The organism is Xenorhabdus sp. KK7.4 (genome assembly GCF_963876465.1).
In the GTDB taxonomy this organism is placed as follows: domain Bacteria; phylum Pseudomonadota; class Gammaproteobacteria; order Enterobacterales; family Enterobacteriaceae; genus Xenorhabdus; species Xenorhabdus stockiae.
The window spans coordinates 1-21563 of the sequence record NZ_CAWNQF010000090.1 but is presented as its reverse complement, the minus strand read 5'-3'; the positions used below and the strand labels follow the sequence as shown (position 1 = coordinate 21563).

Below are 21563 nucleotides of genomic sequence, written 5' to 3'. Positions count from 1 at the left end.
GGATTGATTGCTTACTGCCTTAAAGAGAAAAAGCCATCACTGAAAATTTTCTACTCAGAAGAAGATATTTCAGCAATAGCTTAAGCGGAATTGGGGTTAGTTTAAGGTTGGTTTTAAGGAGTAAGAAAAATGTACGATATTTCCGCTACCGGCTTAAGTCTGGTGATACAGGCCAGCACCACATTCCCGGCAGGCATTCAAATTACCCAGTTTGCGGATGATGCCGACCCACTGGACTTACCCGCTGTCGATATTGCCCAGACCGGGATGGACATCAACGGTAATTTGACTTACTGGTCAACGCCGACGCCACAAACGGTGACCATCAACGTACTGGCAGGCAGTGAGGAAGATGAAAATCTTGCCATCCTGTTGGAAGCCAACACCGCCAAAAAAGGTCGCCGCCATGCTGGTGACATTATTACGTTGGTTGCCTCTTATGGTGATGGATCTACCACCACCGCCCGTAATGGCAAGATCACCAATGGCAGTCGGGGTAACTCTGCTGCCAGTGCCGGGCGATTGAAATCGAAGCAATACACATTTGTCTTTCAGGATTTTGATCGCACTCGCGCACGTTAAGTGCTTTTTCATTACTTCGGGCGGGTTTTCCGCCTTTTCTGATTTGAGACCGTTATGTTAATTAAACCCAAAACCATCGCTATCACGGATGCCGACCGTGAGGAACATACCTTTATTATCAGCCGACTGCCTGCCACCATCGGGCGCGAGATTCTGGCGAAATACCCGCTGTCCAATGCGCCGAAAATTGGCGATTACGCTATCAGCCATGAAGCGATGCTGAAGATGATGCGCTATGTGGCGGTCGAGGTGGATGGGCAGGAGATCTTGCTGAAAACCCAGACCCTGATTGATAACCATGTGCCGGATGGCGAAGCATTGATCCGCCTCGAACTGGAAATGCTGAGGTACAACACCAGTTTTTTCGGGACCGACGGGAGCCGCGGTTTCCTCCCCTTCCTGCTGGACAAAATCAGCGGTTCACTCCCGTCGATTATCAAAACGCTGATGGCTTCATTGCCGTTATCGTCAGCGCAGGCTACGCCACCCTCACCGAACTCAAAACGTCCATAGATTTGGAAGAGGCGTTTGACCTGTGGGAGATCGCCATCACCAACCGTTATAACGAAGCGTTAGCCGCGTCAACAGCGAGGTAATGTATGTCATTGTTAGATACCTTTGTGCAGGTATTTGAATTTGATACCCGTCAGGCTGATGCTGCCTTTGAATCATTCCGTCGTTCGACCGATGACATGCTGGCTGATATGCGGCAGGCACAACAGGCAGCAGAAGCCGGTGCGGGCGGGTTTGGTCAGTTTGTGCAGGAATTAGCAACGTCATTGCAAGCCATTGCTGGCGGAGAATCGCTGGATATTGATGTCAATATTCATGATACGCAGGAAAAACTGGTTGCAGTACGTACCCGGATCTGTGAACTGGAAACGGCGCTTGCCACACTGGACAGTCAGCGTGAGCAAGCCAGTCTCGGCTTACAGGACAACGGTACAATCGTGACTGAACTGACGGCACAGTATGATCAGTTACAGGGGGAATTGAATACGCTCAATGGTGAACTGGATAGCTTGACGGATGCAGAGAAAAAGAACGTCAAAGCGAAAGAAGCGGTAAGTGCCATTGTAGACGTGTTGCAAGCTGATTATGCCCAGTTTGTCGAAACGATGCGGACTAAAGCACCAGACGCATGAAACCAATACCCAAATCGGCGAAATCACTATCACCACACAGGCCACGGATGCCCAAGGCGTCGTTAAGGATATGAAAGGTGAGCTGAATAACCAACTGAAAGACTTAGGCCAACAAACAGCGACAGGAGTGGCGAAATGATCACTGAGGTGAAAATCTTTAATGTGGACACGTTCGGCACGTTGTTTGAATCAGCCCATCCTTTGCAGGTGAGTGTGCGTGATGAGCATAAGGTGACGAAATTTCAGGTGGAGAATGGCGAAACCCGCAGTGACCATATTGTGATTGAAGCGGTGGAAATTGGCATAGAAGTGCTGCTCACCGGCGAACTCAAGAACCACTTTGCCGCCATGCAGCAGGCTTACGATACGCACCAACTGGTGGGTATCCAGACACGGGTGAAAACTTACCAGCCGATGATCCTGACTCACTTCTACCATGACGAAGTGCCGGAGATGGCGGATGCGATTAAGTTATCGCTGCGCTTTGCCGAATGGCGCAGCATCGAACCGGAATACGGCGAGCTGCCACCACGTCGGGTGGCGAAAAAAGCCCAGTCCGGCACGGTCAATCGGGGCAATGTCCAGACTAAAGACGTTGAGGGTAAGAAAAAATCCATCGCCACTAAAATCATGGATGGTGAGGGCTTATTCGGGACAAAACAATAGCGGAGGTTAATATGCGTGAAATCCCGTTACGGGCCATTCCCAATCAACGGCTGGCCGTGACGCTTGGTGACACCAATTGGGTGATCACCCTCAAAGCCGCCAGAAACATGATGCTGTGCGATATTCAGCGTGATGATGTGATGATTATTCAGGGCAGCCGGTTAATGCCCAATGCTCCATTAATTCCTTATGCCTACCTCGGTTCGACAGGTAATTTTGCCTTATTGACTGAACAGGATGAACTGCCCTGGTGGGAACAATTCGAATCGACCCAAACGTTTATTTATTGGAGTGATGATGATAGACCTGCGACGCATCCGGCTGGGGATTGAAGTCAGCGAGCGGCTCAACTGGTACGAAGGCATGCGCATCTCAGCTTCTGGCACCAAATACGCCAATCCGTTGCAAAATGAATGTTCGGTCAATATCGATGGTCTGAGCAGCGATACCCGCGATTACCTTCTCACTCAAACCAGTCCCTATACCAAAAACAAACAACCACGCCGTTTGATACTCGAAGCCGGTCGGGTGAATACCGGACTGTTTCGGGTATTTGTCGGTGATATTGTCAGTGCTGAAATTGTCTCACCACCCGATGTGACGTTGACGCTGAAAGCCAAAACAGGCAACAGCCGTAGCGGTGATATCGTCTCATCCAGTGGCGGGGCCATCAAAAAGCTGTCCGAGATTGCACAGGGTATCGCCAATGACTGCAAGGTCAAACTGGATTTTCAGGCCAGTGAGAAAAACATTGCTAACTGGTACTACTGTGGCGCGGCACTGTCACAAATTGCCCGCTTGCAGGAATCCGGCGGTGTCAAAGCCTTTATTGATGATGACGTGTTATACGTCAAAGACAGCGATAAAGCGCTGAAGAATCGCCTGCGTATCCTGAATATGAAGTCGGGCATGGTGGGTATTCCCAAGGCCACTGAAAAGGGTCTTGACGTCAGCTTTCTGATTGATGGTGAATCTTTTTTGGGCGGTATGTTGCGCCTTGACAGTAAACTGAATAAATCACTGAACGGCGATTACCTTATTGAGCAACTGAAATTTGATATAGCCTCCCACGATGATGCCTTTTTCTACACCGCCACCTGTAAGCGAGCGTAAACATGAACCAACCCAATAGCGATATCGCCAGCGAAGGCAGTCTGGCAGGGCAGTTTATGGCGGCTTTCCGCAACCTGCTGCTCAATGTTGAAGATATGCTGCCTGCCACGGTAGTCAGTTATGACGATCACACCAACCGTGCTGTCATTAAACCACTGGTGATGATGACTACCACCGAAGGACAGACAATATCTCGTGCACCGGTGCATAACATTCCGGTATTTCGTTTTGGTGGCGGGGGCTTTTTTCTGCGCGTTCCCATCAAGCCCGGTGATTTTGGCTGGTTAAAAGCCAACGACCGGGATATCAGCTTGATCTGCCAGCGCGGCGGGCAGGAAGACCAGCCGAACACGGCGCGGCTGCACTCGTTCAGTGATGCGATGTTCTTCCCCGATACCCTGAAAGGCTGGGTGATTGAGGGCAAAAATATCGATGCCTTGGTTATCCAGTCAATGGATGGCAGCGTTTGCTTGTCACTGCACAAGGATAAGGCGGTACTGGATACGCCTAAATTTGAAGTTAACGCGCTTGAAACGGTATTCACCGGCAATGTCATGATTAATGGCAACCATGCGGTCAACGGTAACAGCGATTCATATGGTGGCACGATGCGCCATAACGGACGCAATATCGGTGATACCCATCAACACAGTGGTGTTTACACCGGTGATGGCCACACGGGGGAACCAATATGATTACTTTTGCGGTGGATGCCAATAACGATTTGGTATTGGGCGATGATGGTAACCTGTCACTGTGTAAAAACGCACAGGCGGTCAGGAATCTCTGCGTCCATTATGCTCGTGCCCTGCGCGGGGAAATGCTGCATAAAGTGGATAAAGGTTTGCCGTACTGGAAAACCGTGTTTGGTCGGCAGGCTGATATCCCGATGTTTGAAGCGGCATTCCGAGAACGCATGCACGAAGTGGTGGGTGTGGAAGAGGTGGTTTCGTTTGAAGCCACGATTGCAGATAACACATTGCGTTATCTCGCCACTATCCGCTCTATTTACGGGAGTTTTACCTTCAATGGCTGATTATCACTACATTACCCGGCAGGGCGTGGTTGTGCCGGATACGGCAGAGCTACGCAGTGGAGTGGAAAATGACTTTTACGCCGCATTCGGGCAGGACATCGATCTGTCACCGGAAACTCCGCAAGGGGTGCTGGTGACGATGGAGATCGAAAACCGTGATGCCATGGTGCGTAACAATGCCGAACTCGCCAACCAGATAAACCCGGATATTGCCGGTGGACTCTTTTTAGATGCGATCTGGGCACTGATGGGGGGCGGGCGTTTTTCCGCCACACGGTCATATCTCAGTAACGTAGAATTTAGCGGCGTACCTGATACGGTGATCCCGAAAGGGTCACAGGCGGAATCGGTGACCGGCGCACGATTTGAAACGATCAGTACTCTGATTATCGGCAAGAACGGCAAAACCACAGGTGATATGCGGGCGGTTGAACCGGGTAGTATCGAATGCAAAGCCGGACACCTTGAGCGTGTGGCCAGTTCGATTCTGGGCTGGGAGACTGTCAAAAATCCGACTCATGCCGTTGTCGGGCGTGAAGCCGAATCGGATATCAGTGCCCGGCGTCGCCGGAAACAGACACTGGCCAAAAATACCGTCAGCGTGGGCGAAGCGATCACGTCTTCCCTGTACGAATTGGAAGGGGTGAACTCGCTTTCTTACCGGGAAAACGCGACCGCACAGATACTCACCCTTGATGGTATCAAACTGTTGCCGCACAGCGTCTATGTCTGCGTAGAGGGTGGCGACCGGGAAGCCATCGCCCGTGCGTTGTTGCGTACCAAAACCATCGGGGCAGCCTATAACGGGCAGGAAGTGGTGATTGTCACCGAACGGGTGAGCGGGCAGGAATATGAAATTCGCTTTGATAGACCGACGGAGAAAATCGTTTTTTGCCGGGTGACCGTGAAGAAATCGACGGTGGATGCCCAAAGCCTTATTCCCGCTGCTGTCGAGCAGTGGGTACGGGGTGAACTGGACGGTGATAGCGGTCTGGTCGTCGGGCGGGAAGTGTCACCGTTTGAAATTTCCGCTGCTATTAACAGCATCGAACCGCGACTGTTTATCACCAAAGTGGAGTTGTCCACCGATGGCCAGAACTGGTTAATGGGGACAATCCCCATCAAACTCAACGAAGTGGCCCGATTGCATCGCGGCTCAGTGCAGGTGGTGGTCACATGAAAATACAGTCTTTTGATTTTCATTCTGATCTGCTGCGCGCCATCCTCTGGCAGTACGAAAACGCCCCGAAACTCAACACACTGGCGTACCGCAAAGCCGCCTATTTTGAACAAAGCAATGTGGCGTTCTGGCACAACTGGTATCGGGATGTATTCAATATCGACACCGCGAATGACTTCGGGCTGGCGGTCTGGGCGCGCATTCTGGATGTGTCACTCGGTATTGATGTGGCTCCCAGTGATAAAACCAAAATCGGTGTGGGCTTTGGCAAGAAGCGGAACTTTAAGGGCAACTTCCGGCGTAACAGTGATTACACCCTGCAATTAACCTCCGGGCAAAAGCGACTGATTATCCGTATGCGTTATTTCAACCTGACCCAAAGCCCGACAGTAATTAACATCAATACCTTTTTAGAACGCTTTTTCTGGCGGGATGACAGCAAGGTCTTTGTGCTCGATCCGCTGGATATGACGTATATGTATTACGTTTTCAATTTCAATCCTGACGAGCAGTTACGGGTCTTACTGGAAAACTTTGACCTAATGCCACGTCCTTCTGGTGTCGGCGTCAAATTCCGTGTCGTCACGAAAAAAGCCTTTGGCTTTGGCAAAAAACACACCAACTACTTAAGCAGTAACTTCGGAGCTTAAATCCATGACTAAAATCTTTAAAACCCCCTTTGCTGCGCAAGGGGACAGGGTCGCTATACCCAATGAAGTCCAGCCAGATGGCGCGGTTTCTTATACGCAGGGCTACGGTTACGATTACGAGCGTGACCAGAATACCGATCCGGCAGCGAAAGATATCGAACGCGAGAAAATGAATGGGATTTTCCACGATATTACGGAAGCCGTGGGAGAAATACAGACGTTCGGTACGGCGCAATGGACAGTAGAAGCACAGCCTTATCCGTTACGGGTACTGGTGTATCACAAGCAAAAATTGTGGCAATCCCGTATTGAGAATAACAAAGAAGCGCCCGCAGCAGGTAATGCTTGGCTTGAGCTCAAAGCCGACCTAACTGCTGGAGAGGTTGGTGCATACAACAAAGAGGAGGTCAACCAACGCTTTCAGCCATTGGGCAATTATACGCCTGCGGGGTACAGTTATGGCAAAGAGGAATCGGATATCCGTTTTCAGCTGAAAGGCAACTATCAACCTGCCGGGAATTATACGCTGAAAGGGGACAGTTACACCAAGCCAGAATCGGACGGGAAATATCAGCCAGTGGGCAATTATCTGACTGCCGGGTATAGCTATTCTAAAGAGGAAAGTGACGGGCGTTTTCAGCCGAAAGGCAATTATGCTCCTGCTGGTAGTTATGCCCCTAAAGGTGAAAGTTACACTAAACCCGAATCAGATGCTAAGTACCAGCCACAGGGTAATTATCAGCCAATGGGTAATTACGCTGTGCGGGGGGAAAGCTACACGAAAGGGGAGTCCGATGGGAAATATCAGCCTCGAGGTAATTATCAACCTGCTGGAAACTATGCCCCAGCAGGCAATTATGCAGTTAGGGGAGAGTGCTACACCAGAGGGGAAAGTGATGGACGATATCAAATGCGAGGAGTGGCACAAAATTGGCGCAAAATTGGTGATTTTGGTAGAGATTATAATATTGAGATTCAATTGAGTGAAAATTGTTTAGGTAAATATTTATATATTCAACGTGATGGCTGGGGCTATAGCTTAATTGGCTTTTTGGTTCCTCCTGTATCCGGTGTTCGGTTTGGGGTATCATTACATTCACAGGGATATTGGGATTTTGTTGTATCAACCAATGGCAGGCAATTAAATATGCTAGAGTCTACTAGTGGTCGTGCTGGGGCAGTTTTTATCGTAGATTGAATTTTAAATAAGATAAAAAATAGAATAAAAGAGCAGAGATTGTTTTTTTAACTAATAATTGATTGTAAAAGTAATTGTTTTATCGTTTTTATATGTGATTGCTATCATTTTATGCTATTTATCTGTGAGTTATTATTGATGTTTTCTTTATTATTTATATGTGAAATAAATTTTATTAATGCCTTATAAAAAGTTCTTCTGTATAAAAATGTAATTAGTTTCTATTTTACTGAAATATATAAAACAGATTTTTCCGTATTGATAAACCTGAAGATAGATGTTTACAGGCGGAGACATACCTGCCGCCTTCATATTATTTAGCAATGTACTTTGTTGATTAAATGAGGGTTATATATGAATACTCAAGATAATAAACTGGATAATAAGACAGGAAAAGATAATGTGCTTCCTAAACCTGTAATCAGGGAAAAACAAACTTTCACACTAAACCCAGCTGAAAACGGTGTCAGTAATATTTTTGGCTTTGGCTACTCACATGCCAATTTCTTCAACAGCCACTTCGGAGCCTAATCTCATGACGAAAATATTTAAAGTTCCCTTTGCAGCACAGGGAGATAGAGTTTCTATTCCTGATGAGCCTCGAGAAGATGGTACTGTTTCATATGCCCAAGGTTACGGTAGTGGATATGGACTTGATCCAAACGAAGATCCTACCGCAATGAATATCGAACGTGAAAAGATGAACGGTATTTTCCACGATATCACGGAAGCCATGGGGGAAATGCAAGCCTTTGGTGCAGCACAATGGAGCAGTGATGCACAACCTTATCCTCTGAGGGCGCTGGTTTATCACAAGCAGAAAGTCTGGCAATCACGTATTGAGAACAACAAAGAAGAACCAAAAGCAGGGAATGCATGGGTAGAGCTAAAAGCTGACCTGACCGCTGGTGAGGTCGGTGCGTATAGCAAAGAAGAATCGAATACTCGTTTTCAAGCCAAAGGTAACTATGCGCCTGCCGGGAATTATGCGTTAAAAGGGGATAGTTACACTAAACCTGAATCCGATGCTAAGTATCAGCCAGTGGGAAATTATTTATCTGCAGGTTACAGCTATTCGAAAGAAGAAAGTGATGGGCGTTTTCAGCCAAAAGGAAACTATCAACCCACCGGAAATTACCAACCAGCAGGTAATTATGCATTGAGGGGAGAAAGTTATACGAAAGGGGAATCAGATGACAAATATCAGTCGAGAGGCAATTATCAACCTGCTGGGAACTACCAACCAGCGGGAAATTATGCATTAAGAGGAGAATGTTATACCCGGCAGGAGAGTGACGGCAGATATCAACGGGTTGGTAATGCTATTAGTGGAAATTTAGTTACCATCTGGAAAGGTCGTTTATTAAAAGGAGATGTTACCAATATAGGTACAGATATTCGCGGTAGACATTGTTATTTCAAAGTAGGCAGTGTAGATACTGGCCCTTTTTATTATGTATTGATGCCTCCAGTTGATAATATTTTAATTCATACACATCAAGGTTCTGCTGGTTATTGTGAGTTCCAAACGTTATATGGCGGTAGATATATACATGTTCTTTATCAAGAGTGGGGTGATATAACAGAAATAAAGATGATTAGGTGAATATAATTGATGTTTATATTCTATTGTTTTATTTTTGTTCTTTTTTATGAATGATTCATTGGCCTGTTTCAACAGGCCAATTGGTTTTTTGTAAGTATGATAATTTAGACTTAAGGTCTAATTCTTTTAACCCAGTGTCTAATAAAAATTTTCCAAAGTACATTTTTTACCCTTGTTTTTAAGTTTCTTTTTTTTCTCTCTTGGTTGAAAAAGTTAATACGACTTTCTTCATTAATATAGCGTTCCTTTTCTAGCGTGGATTGTTGAGATAGTTCTGTTACGCCAATAATAGGAGGAATTAACCCTTTAATTTTTACTATTCCACGTTCTTGCAAAAAACGCCATTTATCAGCTTCTATCCATACTGGCTGAAGAAAATTTAATAATCTTTTTGCTGAAAGGTTATTTATCATATACCCATAAGCAAAATCAGCATCAATAACATTAACTAAAGCATAGGTATCAGATAACTTAATTTTAAAAGTATCAATATATTCGTTAGTCTTGCTCAAAAGGTACACAATAGGTTTGTTTCTGTTTTTTTTGTTATAATTAGAGATCAATGTATATACATGTTTTAATCGTTTGTTCAGTTTGGCATCGTCTTCTAATATTAATGCAAGAGGAATATTTTCATTAATCATTTTATGGTAAATACTGATGTGACTCAAAGAACAACCTAACTCACCTAACGTCATACCATTACTATAAAAGTCTTGACTTAAATTTTTTATCTCATTTTCTGATAAATCCTTGCCGTTGATAGCATCAATAAAATTAATCTGTAAATCTAATTCGTCAGCTTGTTGTTGTATGGATTCTCTTCGATTTATGTCTTTCTTTAAGTTAATAACAAATATTTTCACTTTACAATCTCACTATCCTGTTAGTGGAACTAAAGAAAATACTAGTATATTATCTCTAATTTTCAATTGGTTAGTTCTTGTGGCATTTCCCAAAATTTGGTCACGCATTCAATCCGTTGATTTGTGTTAAATATAGTATTCATGTTCAATGAAATTGCCGATGACTTTATCATTTATTTCCAGTGACTTAGAATAACTCAAAGCCTTACGATTGAGTCGCTTAAATCAGTTGCGCAATGTCAAACTCTCCCGCTCAATGCGTTGAGTGAAGGTTTTTCTAACACGATGCTGGCTTTTTGGTAATAGATTGTAAGCCTTGAAATTATTGGTGCACCAGAAAACAATATTGAACGAAGCCAGTTTTTTGATAAGTTTCTGGAGTATTTTTTGCTTCTCGCTCCAATCATATGGGCAATGATACTTTTTAGACGGGGTTCTCAAGTATACCATAATCAACGTTGGCATTTTTTATTACCGACAAATGACCATACTTCATCAACTTCACAAGTGAGGTGAACGTTGACATTACCCAGTGGAAGTGTCGTTACACATCGTGGTTTCAGTTTTTTAAAACATGGACAACAGCATTGATACTGAGATGTAATGTACGGATCGTATCACGGATACCAGTATTATTCATGGCAAGATCAAAAATTTGTTCTTTTATACCCGCTTGGCACGCGCGATAGGTGTAATCCAATTGGAAGATTCGTTTGGAGGAAAAACAGCGATAGCGTTGATGATCAGCTTCACCTCTACCATGCTTTTGACGTATTCTGTTTGCTGACAAAATAGATATTTTACTTCAACATCCGCCATGTGATTTCTCTGAAAAAATGGCGATTTTACTCAACTATCAACAGGTTGAATACGAGACACAGAATTTAATCAAAGATCTTAGTCTTAGTGCTTATTACTGGAGAGGGAAATAACCTTATATTTACTCAAATACTCCAACCACTCTTCCCATGCATATCCGGGTTAATATCCGAGTAGCCTCTTTTTTCATCCATAGCTTGGTTTACCGAAACAGGGCAAACTATACATGTACCATTATCACGAATATCTTCGACTTCCTCTCTGGTCAAAGGAGCTCCTTTTTTATTCTGAGCATGTACAAGGAGTAAGATCAAGGCAGGAATGTATATCGGTTCTAATTTTTCTTCATCCATCAATCAAATCTCTGCGTTATTTAAAATTATACCCGTAACTCAAAACATCAATATCGTTGTTATGTTTTCCACGTTGACTATTCAATCAAAAATAAATTTCGACTGTTTCTTGTCAATCTGCGAGCGAGAAGAAAAAACCACTGCTGCCAATTTTGCTGCCAAAATATTAGGAATGGATATTAGGATAATATTAGGAATGTGATTTTGATCAAAGAAAAAAGCCACCTTGCGGTGGCCTTTTTTATTCCCCAACTCACTGTTTTATCAGTGAATTTTTATTTGGTGCCAGGGCGGGACTGGTAATTTCATTTAACTACTTGAATATATTTAATTTATTTTTAAATATTTATTTTATGCCCCTTTTTGTGCCCCTGAAATGTTTAGTTTCTTTATCTTTATATATTATTGATTTTTATCATTAATGTTGGTTTTTTCCTAAGAGGTAAAGAGCACATAAAGAGATTATAGATATAAAGTGTAGTAGTTCATAATTGTTCTGACAGTCATCCACTTTGATTCAGGGCCTGTCAGATTAAATTCGGGTCAGATTTTTTTCAGCCCAAATTGTTTTTCCTTCCAATAATGTCTCTATTGGTGTGTGGCCACGACTCGTTTTTCCTTGATGAATGCGGTGATAGAGGATGGTTATGATGGACGCTAAAGCCCAGCTCACCGTGGATGTAATTGCCAAGGTGGCACAAGGAAAAATCAGCATTATTAATGCGTCAAAGCTGCCCAGTAAATCCCGCCGGACGGAAGAATATTATCTTCAACAATATCAACAAGTGGGTATTCGATAGCCAACCAGAAAATCGAGATCTGAAAGTACTGTGAGGGACGTTTTACGGCCTACTTTGCAGGCCGACAATTATGTGTCTCTGAAGTGATTGAGCCGACAAAACCTTCGTTGTATGATCTGAAAATTCAGAGAAAGTTGGATGCGCTGGCATTAGCAGGCACACTGGACAATATCGCTGAAGCCACCCGACAGAGTGGCTGTTCCCACGACATGTTCTATCGTTACCGTAAATTTTTCAGAGAAAAAGAATCGGAAGCACTCAAACACACTCACCCTCACCGTTAATCCGGCATTATATCATAAAAATCGGACTGCCCATGAATATAGAAGAACAGGTCATTGCTTTTTCATTGGAAAATCCCCATCTGGCTACGGGAACAAATGAATACCAGTGTGCTGCGAGTTGAGAAAGCAAGATCATCACTTGCTAACGTATTGTGATGATCTTCGATTGAGTCATTAAGCTGGGAGCAGGTATACTGAAACGACAAAGTCTCTCGGTAATTCATCCGTCAGTCTCCCTCGGTAATCACACTACTACATGAAAGTGATATGAATTTATCTCCATCAATGTTATCAGATGATCTCTATCGTGGTAATATGTACTGACACCTAATAATCCTCATGAAGTTCAATATATAGAATGATAGTTACAGCTGTAGATCCTTGGTAAAGGTTCAACAGGAAATTATCTAAAAGTTGTTCGATATTACAGAGAAGATACCTTTTTTCTCAATGTAGAAACCCAATTCATCATATGGATTTCCATAAGCTGATGCTGATAGCCAGTTAAGACTTGTAATTAAAATATGATCATTATCCCAAGATAATATCTTTGCATGAGAAATAGGGTTTTTCTTTTTTTCTAAAACAATTCCATTTTCTCTTAGCGAATCGCTTATTTCTTCAAGTTGCTGAGTATTTATGCCTCCACTAAGAGATGAATAGTACATGTTTATATTCAAGTTATTATTATCTGTCATAGAACTTATTAATGGTGTTAAAATTGGTCTTTCTGCATTGTTGCTTATTCTATGGCTTGCAATGAATATTGAATGTTGTGCATTGTCTCTTGCATCTAATACATAGTCATGATGTTCATTTTTAGTGACAATTTTTATTTTGACATTTTTATTTTGAAAGAATTCTGGGGTTGAATTATGAAACGTTTTTTTCAATTCGTATGAGATGGCTGAAATGGATTTGCTCAAATAATTTGATACTCTTGATTTCCCTCTTGATATTATGCTCAATATATCTAATATTTCGGTGGTAAGGGAGTTGTTTGTTACAAAAACAGAGCATTCATACCGATTAAATCCACTTGCTAACCAATTACATGAACCTATAGTAGCACAATACCCGTATTCCAACGTGTCGCATACTATAACTTTTGCATGTGAGCCAGTTGGATCTGAATGTATAGTGAAAAGTGAAGTTAAACCAAGCTTTACTATTTCTTCTCTATAAACAGCAAGCCCACTAAGAAATTGATTATAGCTTCCTATATTTCTCTCATCGTCAGGTTCTTCTTGTCCCCATAATATATCAATTTGTACACCTCTTTGAGCAGAACAAACTAATTTTTGAAAAATCATTTGAAAGTTCTTTAACTGTATAAAGGTCGAGTGTATGATAATTCTGCTTATAGCATTATCGATCATATCCATCAAATGATCACGATGGCTTTCTGCTCCAGATATTATACTAAATTCACTTTCATCAATGAAATGCTCTTCAAATCGATTCTCATGGGATTCGGTATTATATTTACTCAACTTTGAGCTATTATTGTGAGAATAATTTTTTTCTTTATTTTCAATTCGTTTTAAATTAGCAGCAGCGATAATATCAGCAGCTAATTCTTTTGATATATCGGATGGCACTCCGGTTATATTATCCGCTTCATCAACCTGTGCTATTGCAAAAGTTGTATTTTGATAGTACGGCCTATCATTTACTCTTTCTTCATACCCAATAACTTCTTCATCAGTATCTTCTACACAATTAAGAACGTCTGACAAAAATGGTATATTTTTCTGATTTTTAATATTAAGTTCTGTTGCAATAGAACCTTTGTTCTTAAGCAACTCGTTTGCTTTAGATTTTTTATATGTTTGATAGTTTTGATTTCGTGTACTTACCCTATAACATTTAGCTGTTTTAGGGTCTATTAAAAATTTCCTTGTAGACTCGATAGGCTCTCTTTCGTAGGGGAGTTCTTCAAGGTTTGCAACATTTCTCCCATTTTCAGTAATTCTGAAATGATATTTGGAATCTAACTCTACTAATTCAACCCACCCCAACTTCATAAAAGGAATTATTATTTCAATTATTAATCTTTGTGGAAGGTTAGATTTTGAAGATAATTCCTCGACAGGGTATGATTTATGGTTAATTTCAAGGAGCAAAAAATGGTCTAAAGCTCCCCATCTATGCCCTTTGAATATTTTAAATTTATGAATACCAAAATGAAAAGGAACTTTAACATAGATAGTTTTATTTTCCATTTTTTTTGCCTTCATTTTCAATTGGTTCTAATTCAATTGAAGAAAGTTTGCTTTCAGATAATGATAAATCCAGTTTTTTTGTTAGTTTTGTTATGAAATCATATTCTTCTAGATTTTCCTTGGCGATCCTGTTAGACCAAGATTTAAGAAAATCATATGAGCCTATTATAATTAATTTATGTTTGGCTCTACTAAATAGAACATTTATGCGACGTTGATCTGATAAAAATCCCAAAGCACTTTTAATAGTACTTTTGCCATTGTTTCTTACTAACGAAATTATAATTATATCTGCTTCACCTCCTTGGAATGAATCTACTGTAAGGCAATAGCCATAATTGTCATCTGGAGGAATGAAATTATTTAACAACGTTTTAAAGCCATTCTTTTTTTTCTCTATCTCTATAGATTTAGATATAAGTTTTACTTGGTTGGAGTAGGGTGAGAGTACAGCCAATTTCATTTTTTTAGTAGGTGCTGCATTCTTATCGAGATCTTTTAGTAGCGAAATTACTTCCTTGCATTCATTTTCATTTGACCATATTGGTTTATGTTCTCCTGCACGACTACCTTTAACTTTTTGTATATCAGGCTGGTTAATCCAGATAATTGGCGGTGTGTTTTTGAGTGCAGATTCATCTTTTAAATTTATTACTGCATCAAAATCTTCGTCAAGATATTTTCTTTCCATATCCTTATCTGTAACTAACTTGTCTTTGTAAAAAACATTAGAAATTACTTCTGCTATATATGGATGCATACGATGCTGGACTGATAGCATAGACGATAGTTTATTTTTACGTATTTTATCTTTACCAAATAATTGTTCGTATCTTATATCCTCCTGTTCATCAGCCAAAATAAGTGATTCAAATAGGTTTACAAATTTTGTCGCTCGTAGTCCTATTTCTTTTGCTTGGCTGCCATTAATAGAAGAAAAGTGTCCATTACGAATCAGTTCATTCTTTAATCTAAAATTGTTTATGCTATCCACTTCTTCGAAAGTGTTTGTTAGCTTTTGATTGTTAACTAATATATTTTTTAGTTCTATTGATCTATATGGAGGTAATTGATGATGATCGCCTATCATTAATCTACGGTAAGATAATAAAAGAGGACTAATCAGTTCTATACCCGTGACCTTTCCACTTTCCTCCATGATTGACCAATCAAACTGTGCTCTCTCTTTTATCATCCGTTCTACATAATCAGAATTTGTTGTAGCAAATATTAAACTTGCTGATTTTATCAGTTGATTAATCAGAGGATATCTTTTTGCAGGAGGTGCTTTAAGTAAGTTGGCAATATCATTCTTTAATTTATGATTGGATGAATCTCTAAATAAATCACTTTCGACAAATCTCTTTAAATATTCTAAACCTGTTTCATCTGCACTATTTAATACGGCATTGTCTTCCCCCGAAACCTTGTTGCATCTAACAATAATGGGGGAGTTGATATGTTCTTCTTGATTTGAAAAATCTTTGACGACTTCGTGATAAAGATGTTGTACGGTTGCATGGTTCTGAGCAGTAAAAAGTATTCTACTGTTTGGTTCTTCCTTGAATATAAATTGAGAAAGTGCTTTTACTAAGTGAGTTTTACCAACCCCAGGAGGTCCTTGTACAAGATTCATTGGTAATGTTGATAATACTTTGGAAAAAACTTTTTGTTTTGATTCATCTAATGAAGCCATTATATCTTTTGCAATAATTTCTTCATTATTCACTAAAAGGTGCGATTGCGGGGAAGTAATTACATTTATTAATTCGACATGATTTTCGAGCATGTCCAAAGTATTAGCATGTCTTGTGATTTGTCGTAATGTTCCTTCAAGGGAGTCAGGGACAATGAAAAACTCTTTCCATTCCGGAAGTGGTTTTTTTGATATAAAACTGTAAATATCTTGTTTGTTAGAATCATTATCATAGCCATAAAACTCTAAAAGAATTTCATCATCGACTTTATTGAAATCTTTGTTATTCACAAGACTCCAGGATAGTTTGTCATTATTGTCACTACTGTTTATAATTTTCTCAAGCCTTACTGAAGGCGATTCTATACCAAGTGATTTTGATAATTCCTCAGTTGCTTCATCGTGCCTTGGCACAAATTTAAAAATCCATGAGCTAACATTATCTGGTTCACTGTCTTCACTAATGTTTTCTACAGGGAAAATCTCTGCCTTGGCATATGCGATATTAGCAATATGTACGGCTGTTAATCCTTCTAATAACTTTAGATGAGCTTCATTCCTTTTGTTCTTGTCTTTACCTGTTTCTGCGAATACAAGATTCCACGGCATTAAATTTAGTGAGTCATCGTTATTACTTAAGAATTTTTTAGCTTCATAGTGAGTAAAGCAGGAAATGTTATTGCTATTGATTTCAATATAATTTTCTTTATTGAAAAATTTAGCTGGTAGTTCTAAATATGCATATTGAGAATATCCTAACTCCCATGTTTTATATTTAGTTCGGTGGTCTGGTTGAAATGGAGTGAGAACATAACAGAGTTCTTTCCCCCTCAATATTACTTCGTGGTAGTTTGTTTCTAAAGTGTTTACAAATAACACAGGTGAATCAGATAGATCATCACACACAAATTTCTTTATTATTTCAGAGTCATCTCTTGAAATTGTGAAGTGATTTTTATCATAGAATTTCTTTTGTATGCAGTGAAACAAATCTTTCTTTGCTTTGTTATTATTTGGTTGCTCATATTTTGTGTTTATTACTACCCCATGTATATTTTTTGTTTTTTTATAAAATTCGGTAAGCTCATTAATTATACGATTAATAGAGTGTAGAATTTCTTTTTCACTAATAAGTTCTTTAATAGCATTTTGCTGTATAGGTTGGATACCTAAAAGACTTCGAATTATTGTTACTTCACTTATTGTTAAATCGTGATTGGATATGAAGTGTTCTGCAGAGAAACTAAGATTCTTGATCTGACTTAATTCTATTTTTAGAAATTTTGATATCAATATTCCCAAGTTGATCCAGTCTGTAGCGAAAGTTGATATTTTTCCTTGCTCACCTATTGGTTTTATTTTCGCAGTGGTGAGAGTTGGCATCCGTATTGACCATTCAAAACCTGTTAGCTGAAAATCATTATAATCATCATCTTCATATTCATATGTAAGAATGGAGTTTTCATCTAAATGGCGATGCAATAATCCTTGTGCGTGAAGTAAACCAATAGCATTTGTAATTCTGCATATGTTTTTCCAGAATCTTATTCTAACTGTGGGATCTTTTAATCGAGTCAACCAATGGCTATTTCTTGGAAGGGATAATGTTTTTCTATTGAGAAAATAAGATGCGGGAACTCTCCCGTCAGAGTTCAGAACAAGATAGAAGCCTTCATTCGTTTTTTTTGATTCAACAGGGTAGACTATGTAATCCCCAACACCGGGATACCCTTTTAATCTTTGTAACTGTCGTAATTCATGTTGCCAAATACTTTCAAGGACTTTCTCGTCACTTGTAATATTTCTTGGCCAGTATTTTATAATGAAATTCTCACCATCTTTTTGGGAGAGTATCAAATTTGGAATGTTTTTGTTTTCTTCTGTTTTTAAAATATTATCTTCGACGATCTCATAATTATCTAAGATATGATTATCAGTCATATTTCAACCTTATTCCAATATGCATGTGGAAATTTTACTGGTGAGAGCTGTAGTTTTCATATGCTAACTCTTTTATGCTACCGCCCCAACATATGCAAGTATGCTGTATATTGAATTCATTGCTATCATAAATATGTAAATTTTACAATTAGTTAGTGAATGTTGTCTTACTTGGATCAAAAAATATTATTTCTCCATTTTCGATGATTATGTTTTAATGTTATTAACTAATTGATTTTTTGCATATTTACTGTTTTTGAGTTGATTTGTGAACTCAAACAGAGTAATAGGCTCTGATCTATAGACTCAAGGAAGTTAGCCTACAATTGCAATATAAGCTTATTTTTTGAGACCACCAACGAAATTACTGTAGGTTCATGGATATGAAGCTCGGACTGAGCATTTTTATCAATTGCGGAGAAAACTATCGTAGCTTTACTTTTTCAAGCCAGCTAAGGCTTTCTTGTTAATTCCTTGATGCTAAACATTGTTCCATTTCTATGGCTTATCTGGTGTTCTATGGCACCTTTGTTCAACAATTCTTTTCGGAAGAGTAGATAGCTGACTTTACTTATTTTTCTCTGTATTCTTTTTACCCTCAAACAAAAAAGCCGCGAGGGATAAAAATGGTCAAATTGGGATTCCATTCCACACTCAGGGCTTCATATTAAAAAATATCATTTTCACGAAGTCGATCACAAATTAAAGTCGATTATTCCTGTGGCTTAGAACGGGCTTTCCTTTCTAATAATTCTCCAGTATGAGAATCAAAATAACGACTGGGCCAGATCTCTGAGGGATGGATACCCAGGTAATTTGCGATAATCCATTCACCTTTCGGCCAAGGCCTACTGAATGCATTTGCCAGTGTAGATGAACTGAGCCCCGCTTCACGAGAAACCGCCGCTAAGGTTGTACCCTGTTTACGTAATGCTGCGATGATATCGGCTTGGTGCCAGTCAGTTCTAATGTTGTTATTCATTCCTGCTACCCCTTCCATTAATTAATATTGATGGTGGCGATTCAGACAGGGTTCGCAGTACCGGTGGTGTCCAACCGGCGAGGCCGAAGCCTCCCCCGCCTGAATCACCATTGAAAGGGTGATAGCAGACGCACTGGTAGAAACATCCTACCAGTGGGACACCATATTTCGAGGCTGCGAAACCTCACCACTAGATTTTGCTAATGGCGGGAATACTTTAACTGATTGTTTTATCTAACTCAATAACCGAACGGCTAAGTTGAACGACTATAAACCCGTTCAACGTAACGCCCACGACCATCACCGTGCCCCAAATCCATTGAAACCAGTGCCCGTGCTTCTTGCCGATTAAAACCATTTTGTTGGTAAAAATTCAAAGCATCTTGAGCCCACGCATAGCGCAAACTGTGGGGAGAATGACAACCGGTTAAACCAATCTTTGTGGTGTGTGTTCGCCAGTAGTTCATGGCTTGTTTGAGATCGGGCTTATCAATCAATCTACCGCCGCGTTGTTCTGCAACAGCAATGGCTTGCTCGACAGCCTCTTTTACCGCAGTAACATCCAGTACACGGGTTTGTCTTGGTCGGCCACCTTTTGTACCGAAAACAACATGCAGTTTCGGCTCTGGCTGTTCTAAGTGTTTGCGCCAGCTTTTCAATGACGCACTGCATTGCACCGCTTCCTGAGAACGTAATCCCAGTAAGCGGGCAAGTTTCAAGGTGACGGCAAATCCAACATCACGTTCAAGCGCTTTCTGATAAACAACCTGAAACGTAATATCAGGGATCGCCTGTTTCGTGCCTGCTCGGCTGGTGCCACTTAATCCCAATGCCTGATTGCTCAAACGCGGCGAGGTTTCCAGCTTCTCCCGGCCTGCCATGCGGAAAATATTACGCAGTGCGGACATTTCATTTTGTACTGTTCGTTTGGCGATCCCCTGAGATAAACGAGTATCAACGTACTGCTCTACATGTTTGGCTTTCAAATTCTTGAGGTTTTTAACCTGAATATTCAGGCTCAATAACAACGCGCCCAAACGTCCGGCGATCCGAATGCGGTCATGGCAGGTCTTATGACTGCCACCACCTTTTCGGGCAAAAAACGTTAATTCTTTCATCAATCGACTCATTAGCTTCCCCTTGCTGATACCTGACAACATGCGATCTCTGGCGCGCGACCATTCTGGCAAAACAGAAAATACCTGCCTTGCCCTTGATCGATATCTGTGCGCCAGAGTGAACGCAGGTTGAGGTATTGCGGGGTATCGGTTGAGTACGCGGTACTGCCGCCTGCACAAGCAGGTTATCCCCACTGGCGAAAAGCCAGCCTCGATATCGTCAAGTTCTCCTTTTTTAATCTAAAAATGCAGTGTCAGATTCACTGAGTGGTTAAGCAGGCGCGAGCCTGTCTGGGTTGAATAGTCCTTTGGCTGCGGCGTCACTTTCAGCGATAAACCGGCCAAAAGTGACGCCTTAAACCCGCAAATGACCAGTAAAAGTTGTGTAAGCGTTGAAATGCCAACAGGCACAGCAAAACGCCGCAAGGTTCGGTGTCAAACGGGAGCAATGAGTTAATTGTTTAGGTGTAAAAAGTTGTCTGCTGAATATTTCAAATAAAAGCAATTAATACGTTGAATAAATAGTGAAAACTATCCTGCATGTAGGGTGTGAAATGAGTTCAGGACGTTACTCGCTCTCACTATGCAAAAGTTAAGTAAAGATGAGGTCTGATGTTGATATGAAAGAAGTACATGACTCAACGTTCAATGCACTTGGGAGATTATATAAAAACACCTTTTTGAGGTCTTTTTCAGTTTAAGAGACTTTCACCGCCAGACGATGGGTTAGGTGTCTGACGATATCTGCTTCCAAAAGTGCGCAGATGTACCGCAATGCTTGCTCTCCCTTGCAGGCTACGGGAGTTTTATTTCGCCACCCGAAGGCGATCCTGACAGGCGATGGATCATTTGTGTAGAAGAGATATTAACGTTTAGCCAGAGGCGAGTCAAATCGTGGCAGTTCGTATTAACCTTATTTTTTCTATATTCCCGTCCCTATTCCACTAATTTCGCCATATTCTGCCAAAATCAGGTGAAAATTCCATCTAATTGGTTAATTAATTTTATTGATGAGTATGTACAATAAATTAACCTGCCGGATAAAAAAATCTAACATAAAAAAGTAAGCATAATGAACAACAACAAGGAATCACTGTACCTGCGAGAACGCGCCTATCTGCGGGAACTGGCGCAACGCGTGGCGAAAGACTCACCGCATCTGGCCGATTTTCTGATTTCTTCCCATGATCCCGATATTACGCGTCTTTTTGAAGCCTTTGCCCTGTTGATTGCCAGTGTACGGGCTAAACTGGAGGACGAACTTCCCGAAATCACGCACGGGATCTTGTCGCGCATCTGGCCG

The 21563-nt window shown here is 41.1% G+C and carries 23 protein-coding genes and 2 pseudogenes; 17 read left to right on the top strand and 8 right to left on the bottom strand.

Translation table 11 applies throughout. The features are described from left to right. The first annotated feature begins 129 nt into the window (after window positions 1–129). The 14 genes from AACS90_RS16535 (at window position 130) to AACS90_RS16470 (ending at window position 9176) form a co-directional block, all read left to right on the top strand. Window positions 130–582: a phage tail fiber protein gene (locus AACS90_RS16535; protein ID WP_099109835.1), complete on the top strand. Its 453-nt coding sequence runs from the start codon at window positions 130–132 to the stop codon at window positions 580–582. A 54-nt stretch (window positions 583–636) separates the two neighbouring features. Beyond that, window positions 637–1095, top strand: a complete 459-nt coding sequence (locus tag AACS90_RS16530) for a hypothetical protein (protein WP_099123325.1) — start codon at window positions 637–639, stop codon at window positions 1093–1095. Between the two features lie 86 nt (window positions 1096–1181). Next, window positions 1182–1727: a hypothetical protein gene (locus AACS90_RS16525; RefSeq protein ID WP_099123324.1), complete on the top strand. Its 546-nt coding sequence runs from the start codon at window positions 1182–1184 to the stop codon at window positions 1725–1727. Further along, complete coding sequence (locus tag AACS90_RS16520) at window positions 1690–1866, top strand: hypothetical protein (protein WP_193757281.1); 177 nt, start codon at window positions 1690–1692, stop codon at window positions 1864–1866. Before AACS90_RS16525 ends, AACS90_RS16520 begins: the two co-directional genes overlap by 38 nt. Further along, the gene (locus tag AACS90_RS16515; protein ID WP_099123323.1) at window positions 1863–2393 is read left to right on the top strand and encodes a phage baseplate protein; all 531 of its coding nucleotides are present in this window, start codon (window positions 1863–1865) and stop codon (window positions 2391–2393) included. The genes AACS90_RS16520 and AACS90_RS16515 overlap by 4 nt, the downstream gene beginning before the upstream one ends. An 11-nt stretch (window positions 2394–2404) precedes the next feature. Beyond that, the gene (locus AACS90_RS16510) at window positions 2405–2725 is read left to right on the top strand and encodes a phage baseplate plug family protein (RefSeq protein WP_099123322.1); all 321 of its coding nucleotides are present in this window, start codon (window positions 2405–2407) and stop codon (window positions 2723–2725) included. Further along, a complete protein-coding gene (locus tag AACS90_RS16505) occupies window positions 2691–3506 on the top strand; it encodes a baseplate hub protein (protein ID WP_099123321.1) in 816 nt (271 codons plus the stop codon). The genes AACS90_RS16510 and AACS90_RS16505 overlap by 35 nt, the downstream gene beginning before the upstream one ends. 2 nt (window positions 3507–3508) lie before the next feature. Then, entirely contained in the window at window positions 3509–4201 is a 693-nt protein-coding gene (locus AACS90_RS16500; RefSeq protein WP_099123320.1) for a Gp138 family membrane-puncturing spike protein, read from the top strand. Beyond that, the gene (locus tag AACS90_RS16495; RefSeq protein WP_099123319.1) at window positions 4198–4542 is read left to right on the top strand and encodes a hypothetical protein; all 345 of its coding nucleotides are present in this window, start codon (window positions 4198–4200) and stop codon (window positions 4540–4542) included. Before AACS90_RS16500 ends, AACS90_RS16495 begins: the two co-directional genes overlap by 4 nt. Next, window positions 4535–5722 carry a baseplate J/gp47 family protein gene (locus tag AACS90_RS16490; RefSeq protein ID WP_099123318.1) on the top strand — a complete coding sequence of 396 codons (1188 nt, stop codon included), beginning with the start codon at window positions 4535–4537 and terminating at the stop codon, window positions 5720–5722. The genes AACS90_RS16495 and AACS90_RS16490 overlap by 8 nt, the downstream gene beginning before the upstream one ends. Next, complete coding sequence (locus AACS90_RS16485) at window positions 5719–6372, top strand: DUF2612 domain-containing protein (protein ID WP_099123317.1); 654 nt, start codon at window positions 5719–5721, stop codon at window positions 6370–6372. The genes AACS90_RS16490 and AACS90_RS16485 overlap by 4 nt, the downstream gene beginning before the upstream one ends. Before the next feature lie 4 nt (window positions 6373–6376). Then, window positions 6377–7570 (top strand): hypothetical protein, encoded by a 1194-nt coding sequence (locus AACS90_RS16480; protein WP_099123316.1) that lies wholly within the window; start codon window positions 6377–6379, stop codon window positions 7568–7570. Between the two features lie 354 nt (window positions 7571–7924). Beyond that, window positions 7925–8101 carry a hypothetical protein gene (locus tag AACS90_RS16475; protein WP_193757280.1) on the top strand — a complete coding sequence of 59 codons (177 nt, stop codon included), beginning with the start codon at window positions 7925–7927 and terminating at the stop codon, window positions 8099–8101. A gap of 4 nt (window positions 8102–8105) precedes the next feature. Next, window positions 8106–9176: a hypothetical protein gene (locus AACS90_RS16470; protein ID WP_099123315.1), complete on the top strand. Its 1071-nt coding sequence runs from the start codon at window positions 8106–8108 to the stop codon at window positions 9174–9176. Window positions 9177–9286: 110 nt separating this feature from the next. Here AACS90_RS16470 and AACS90_RS16465 read toward each other — a convergent pair whose 3' ends face one another. The 3 genes and pseudogenes from AACS90_RS16465 to AACS90_RS16455 form a co-directional block, all read right to left on the bottom strand. Next, complete coding sequence (locus AACS90_RS16465; protein ID WP_099123314.1) at window positions 9287–10042, bottom strand: glycosyltransferase family 25 protein; 756 nt, start codon at window positions 10040–10042, stop codon at window positions 9287–9289. A 126-nt stretch (window positions 10043–10168) separates the two neighbouring features. Next, window positions 10169–10861 (bottom strand): annotated as a pseudogene (locus AACS90_RS16460) (IS1 family transposase). A 125-nt stretch (window positions 10862–10986) separates the two neighbouring features. Then, window positions 10987–11214, bottom strand: a complete 228-nt coding sequence (locus AACS90_RS16455; protein WP_241538311.1) for a hypothetical protein — start codon at window positions 11212–11214, stop codon at window positions 10987–10989. 641 nt (window positions 11215–11855) lie between these two features. Here AACS90_RS16455 and AACS90_RS16450 point away from each other — a divergent pair. Continuing rightward, a pseudogene (locus AACS90_RS16450) lies at window positions 11856–12011 on the top strand (ISNCY family transposase); the annotation flags it as partial. A gap of 86 nt (window positions 12012–12097) precedes the next feature. After that, window positions 12098–12298, top strand: a complete 201-nt coding sequence (locus tag AACS90_RS16445; protein ID WP_099123313.1) for a helix-turn-helix domain-containing protein — start codon at window positions 12098–12100, stop codon at window positions 12296–12298. Window positions 12299–12360: 62 nt separating this feature from the next. Here the strand turns inward: AACS90_RS16445 and AACS90_RS16440 are convergent, their stop codons facing one another. From AACS90_RS16440 to AACS90_RS16420, 5 genes are all read right to left on the bottom strand, one after another. Beyond that, entirely contained in the window at window positions 12361–12522 is a 162-nt protein-coding gene (locus AACS90_RS16440; protein WP_193757278.1) for a hypothetical protein, read from the bottom strand. Window positions 12523–12705: 183 nt separating this feature from the next. Continuing rightward, window positions 12706–14523, bottom strand: coding sequence for a phospholipase D-like domain-containing protein (locus AACS90_RS16435; protein ID WP_099123312.1), 1818 nt, complete (start codon window positions 14521–14523; stop codon window positions 12706–12708). Beyond that, complete coding sequence (locus AACS90_RS16430; protein ID WP_099123311.1) at window positions 14513–18160, bottom strand: AAA domain-containing protein; 3648 nt, start codon at window positions 18158–18160, stop codon at window positions 14513–14515. Before AACS90_RS16430 ends, AACS90_RS16435 begins: the two co-directional genes overlap by 11 nt. 712 nt (window positions 18161–18872) lie before the next feature. Then, window positions 18873–19142 (bottom strand): helix-turn-helix domain-containing protein, encoded by a 270-nt coding sequence (locus tag AACS90_RS16425; RefSeq protein ID WP_099123310.1) that lies wholly within the window; start codon window positions 19140–19142, stop codon window positions 18873–18875. A 254-nt stretch (window positions 19143–19396) separates the two neighbouring features. After that, window positions 19397–20272: an integrase domain-containing protein gene (locus tag AACS90_RS16420; RefSeq protein WP_099123309.1), complete on the bottom strand. Its 876-nt coding sequence runs from the start codon at window positions 20270–20272 to the stop codon at window positions 19397–19399. A gap of 1060 nt (window positions 20273–21332) precedes the next feature. On the opposite strand from AACS90_RS16420, the gene AACS90_RS16415 reads away from it, so the two are divergent. Next, window positions 21333–21563, top strand: a 231-nt coding sequence (locus tag AACS90_RS16415) for a type VI secretion system baseplate subunit TssF (RefSeq protein ID WP_193757277.1), incomplete at its 3' end; no start/stop codon positions are given.